The organism is Micromonospora echinofusca (assembly GCF_017614955.1).
Classification (GTDB): domain Bacteria; phylum Actinomycetota; class Actinomycetes; order Mycobacteriales; family Micromonosporaceae; genus Micromonospora; species Micromonospora echinofusca_A.
On record NZ_WVUH01000489.1, the window covers coordinates 1 to 4,146 of the forward strand.

Consider the following 4,146-nt stretch of genomic DNA (forward strand, 5'->3'; position numbering starts at 1 on the left):
CTCCCCACCGGCCTGCCGCTTCCGGTCGGCGGCTTTCTTGGCCGCCGGTACGGGCAGCTTCCGCGCGGCCACCCGCTTACCGGTGGCGGGACGCCCCGTCCCGGTCGACGCGGTCGGCTCGGCCGTGGCTTCCCCGGCCGCTCCGGCCGCTTCCGCCACGGCCTTCTTGGCCACCGCCTTCTTCGCGACGGCCTTCTTCGCGACGGCCTTCTTGGCGACTACGGCCTTCTTCGCGACGGTCCCGCCGGCCGCCGGGCCGGTCGGTCCGGCACCGGTGGACGGTACGGCGGATTCCGCCGTCGCCCGCGCTGCCGTCGCCTCGCGCAGTTCCCGTTCAAGCTGGCGGACCCGCCCGGTCAGCTCGGCCACCTCGTCCGCCGTGGCCAGACCCACGGCGCCCAGGGCACGGTCGACCTCGAATCGGACGATCTTGGTAAGCGCCTCCCGGTTGGCCAGACCGGTGGACACCATCTCCTCGACCAGCGCCTGGAACTGCGCCGCAGTCGCACCACCGGTGCCGACCAGCTTCCGCGCGACGGTCTGGGCCTTCTTCCGTGGTGCCTCGGTCAACCCGAGGGCCAACTCCAGGTAGGCACGCCAGGCGTCCTGCATACCGGAATCCTTTCGCGGGCGGATGTGCACTGTCACGCTACCGGGCACCCCCGACGTCCCGGTGAGGTACCGTGCCGGAAACGGACGTGATGTTCGAAGAGGGGGCGATGGTGGCCAGCGTTGACGAGTGCCGGCAGGCGTTGCACGATCTCGCCGACCGGATGGCCCAGAACGCCGACCGGGTCCGCGACCGGGTCGACCTGGACCGCACCCTCGCCTGCCGGGTCACCGACCTGGACACCGCCTTCCACGGTCGACTGACCGGTGGCCGGCTGGTGGACCTCGCCGACGGCGACGACCCGAAAGCGAAGATCGCCCTGCACATCGCCAGCGACGACCTGCTGGCGCTGACCCGTGGGGAGCTGGATGTCGCCCGGGCGCTCGCCGCCCGCCGCATCTCGGTCAAGGCCAACCCGTTCGACCTGATGAAGCTCCGCAAGCTGCTGTAGGGCTCGCCCCCGGGCCGACCGCAGTGCGGTCAGCCGGCCAGCTGCAACCGGTGCAGTGCCTCCCGCGCGTTGTCGGAGTCGGCCGTCACCGTCGACACCGACCCGCCCGACCAGGCCGCGTCGCAGAGCAGCGCCAGCGCCGCCAGCGGATCACCGGCACCGGACAGCCGGATCACGGCGCCGTCGCGGGTCACCGTCCACCCCGTCGGCGCGGCGCCGTCCCCGGCACGTTTCCCATCGGGTACGGCCACCACCTGTGCCGGGTCGGTCAGACCGGCCAGGTCGAACGCGACGTACGTGGGGCGCATCGTGGCCGGTGCGTCGAGCAGGTCGGCGACCCCGCTGACCCCGGTGAGGACCAGCAGACTGTCCAGACCGGCCCCGACCGCGCCGGCGATGTCGGTGTCCAACCGGTCCCCGACGACCAGTGGCCGGATCGCGCCGGTACGGTGCCCGGCGGTCCGGAACAGGGCCGGTTCGGGTTTGCCGACCACCAGGTCCGGTTGCCGTCCCAGCGCGGTGGCCAGCGCGGCGACCAGTGCACCGTTGCCGGGCAGTGGCCCCCGCGCACTCGGCAGCGTCCGGTCGGTGTTGGTGGCCACCCAGTACGCCCCGGCGCGCACCGCCAGCGAGGCTTCCGCCAGGTCGGCCCAGCCGACCTGCGGGCCGTACCCCTGGACCACCGCCGCCGGTTCGTCGTCGGCGCGGGCCACCGGCCGCAGCCCGGCGGCCCGTACCTCGGCACGGAGCGCGTCGGCTCCCACCACGAGGACGGCCGCACCGGCCGGCAACCGGTCCGCCAGTACCTCCGCCGCCGCAGCAGCCGAGGTGAGCACCTCGTCGGGGGTGGCCGGTACGCCCATCCCGGTGAGCAGGTCGGCCACCTCGCCGGATCGCCGGGAGGCGTTGTTCGTGGCGTACGCGATCCGCCTGCCCCGCTGGCGCAGCCGGCTGACCGCGTCCACCGCACCGGGAATGGGCTGGTCGATCAGGTAGATCACGCCGTCCAGGTCGAAGACGACAAGGTCGTACCGGTCGACCAACCCACCCGGTGCCGTGTCGTTCACCGCTGGTCCGACTCCGACCGGTCGTCACCGACCTGGCGGGTCTCCCCGTCCACCGGCTGCTCCGGGGTCGACTCCACCGCGACGGGCTCCTGTGCCGCTCCGTCGTCGGCGGGCTCGTCGCCGGCTGACGCGTCGGCGGGCTCGGCGAAGTCCGCTTCCGGCTCGTCCTCGGCGATCGTGGCGGCGGGCTCGGCGGAGTCCGCTTCCGGCTCGTCGCCGGTCGCGGTGGGTTCGTCGTCGGCCGGTTCCGTCGACTCCTCCCCCTCCTCCTCCTCGTCGTCGCCCTCGATGACGACACCGTCGAGTTCGAGCAGGCGCTCGGCGGCATCGGTCTCCGCAGCCTCGTCGACGTCGGCAGCCCGGGAGAACCACTCCCGTGCTTCCTCACGTCGGCCCACCGCGAGCAGCGCGTCCGCGTAGGCGTACCGCAGTCGGGCGGCCCACGGCTCGGTGGCCTCACCGGTGAGTTCGCGTACCTGGAGCATGGCCACCGCGGCGTCGCCCTGCCCCATGTCGGTCCGGGCTCCGGCGGCGACGATCAGCAGCTCGATGGCGGTCGCCTGATCGAGGGTCGCCCGGTCGGCTCCCCGGAACAGGTCGATGGCCCGCTCCGGGCGCCCCAGGGCCCGCTCACAGTCGGCGAGCACCGCGAGGTGGGTCTGCTGCCCGCTCATCCGGTGGTACGTCCGCAGCTCGGCGATGGCGGTCTGCCACTCACCCGCGTGGTACGCGGCCAGCCCGACCGCCTCACGGACCGCAGCGATCCGGGAGGCGAGCCGTCGGGCGGCGAGGGCGTGCGCCAGCGCCTCGGCCGGATCTTCGTCGATCAGCTGCCCGGTCGCGACCAGGTGCCGGGCGACGGTCTCCGCGACCGGTTTCGCCAGCGACAGCAGCTCGGCCCGCACGGCGGTGTCGAGATCGCTCGCGACGATGTCGTCCGCGAGTACCGGGGCGGTCTCGGCGTTCTGGGGCGGCGTCCGGTCCCCCCGGTCCGGCCGGCCCTCGTCGCGGCCCCGGAACCGCCGGTCGTCCCCGTCACGGCGGAACCCACCATCGCGGTCCCCGGAGCGGAAACCGCCCTGACGACGGTCATCACCGTCGCGACGGAACCCACCTTCACGCGGACCGGAACGGAATCCACCATCCCGATCACCCGAACGGAAACCGCCCTGACGACGGTCGTCGCCGTCCCGACGGAACCCGCCCTCACGCGGACCCGACCGGAAACCGCCCTGACGGTCCCCGCCACGACCATCCCGGTCGCCACCGAAACCACCCTGACGACGGTCATCACCGTCGCGACGGAAACCGCCCTCACGCGGACCGGAACGGAACCCACCATCCCGATCACCCGACCGGAAACCGCCCTCACGCGGACCACCGTCACGACCCCGGAAACCACGATCGTCGCCGTCCCGACGGAAACCACCCTCACGCGGCCCCGACCGGAAACCGCCCTGACGGTCCCCGCCACGACCATCCCGGTCGCCACCGAAACCACCCTGACGACGGTCGCCATCGTCGCGACGGAAACCACCCTCACGCGGACCGGAACGGAAACCGCCACCACGGGAGTCGTCCCGGCGAGGGGCCCAGTCGCGGTCACCCGTCCGGCGATCGCGGTCACCGCTCTGGCCGGTACCCCGCTGGCCGCCTCCGGCGTAGCCGCCCCGGTCTGCGCTGCTGCCACCCCGGGGGGCACGGTCACCCCGGTAGGGCGCGCGGTCCTCGCGGCGCGGGCCGGCGGCCCGGCCCGAACGGTCGTCGTCGCGACGGAAGCGGTCTCCGCCCTGCGGTTCTGAACTCACAGGTACATCCTTCCTGATTGCGCCTCAAACGGCGCTACGCAGTCGAGGGCCGACCCTTCCGGGGCGGCCCTCGACTGAAAAGTTGTCCGGCGGCGTCCTACTCTCCCACACCCTCCCGAGTGCAGTACCATCGGCGCTGGAAGGCTTAGCTTCCGGGTTCGGAATGTAACCGGGCGTTTCCCCTCCGCCATGACCGCCGTAACCCTATCG

Annotated in this window: 4 protein-coding genes and 1 rRNA gene; 1 reads left to right on the forward strand and 4 read right to left on the reverse strand. The window is 73.0% G+C overall.

Annotation, left to right across the window (positions count from 1 at the left end; translation table 11 throughout):
* A partial coding sequence (locus tag GSF22_RS31460; RefSeq protein ID WP_244454488.1) for a phasin family protein occupies nucleotides 1-612 on the reverse strand: 612 nt, incomplete at its 3' end.
* 110 nt (nucleotides 613-722) lie between these two features.
* Here GSF22_RS31460 and GSF22_RS31465 point away from each other — a divergent pair.
* Nucleotides 723-1,061: an SCP2 sterol-binding domain-containing protein gene (locus GSF22_RS31465; RefSeq protein WP_208817551.1), complete on the forward strand. Its 339-nt coding sequence runs from the start codon at nucleotides 723-725 to the stop codon at nucleotides 1,059-1,061.
* Between the two features lie 29 nt (nucleotides 1,062-1,090).
* Here GSF22_RS31465 and GSF22_RS31470 read toward each other — a convergent pair whose 3' ends face one another.
* The 3 genes from GSF22_RS31470 to rrf form a co-directional block, all read right to left on the reverse strand.
* On the reverse strand, nucleotides 1,091-2,128 hold the full coding sequence (locus GSF22_RS31470; protein WP_208817550.1) for an HAD-IIA family hydrolase: 1,038 nt from the start codon (nucleotides 2,126-2,128) through the stop codon (nucleotides 1,091-1,093).
* The gene (locus tag GSF22_RS31475; protein ID WP_439957833.1) at nucleotides 2,125-3,033 is read right to left on the reverse strand and encodes a tetratricopeptide repeat protein; all 909 of its coding nucleotides are present in this window, start codon (nucleotides 3,031-3,033) and stop codon (nucleotides 2,125-2,127) included. The genes GSF22_RS31470 and GSF22_RS31475 overlap by 4 nt, the downstream gene beginning before the upstream one ends.
* A gap of 987 nt (nucleotides 3,034-4,020) precedes the next feature.
* Nucleotides 4,021-4,137 (reverse strand): 5S ribosomal RNA (rrf, locus tag GSF22_RS31480).
* Between the last annotated feature and the right edge of the window lie 9 nt (nucleotides 4,138-4,146).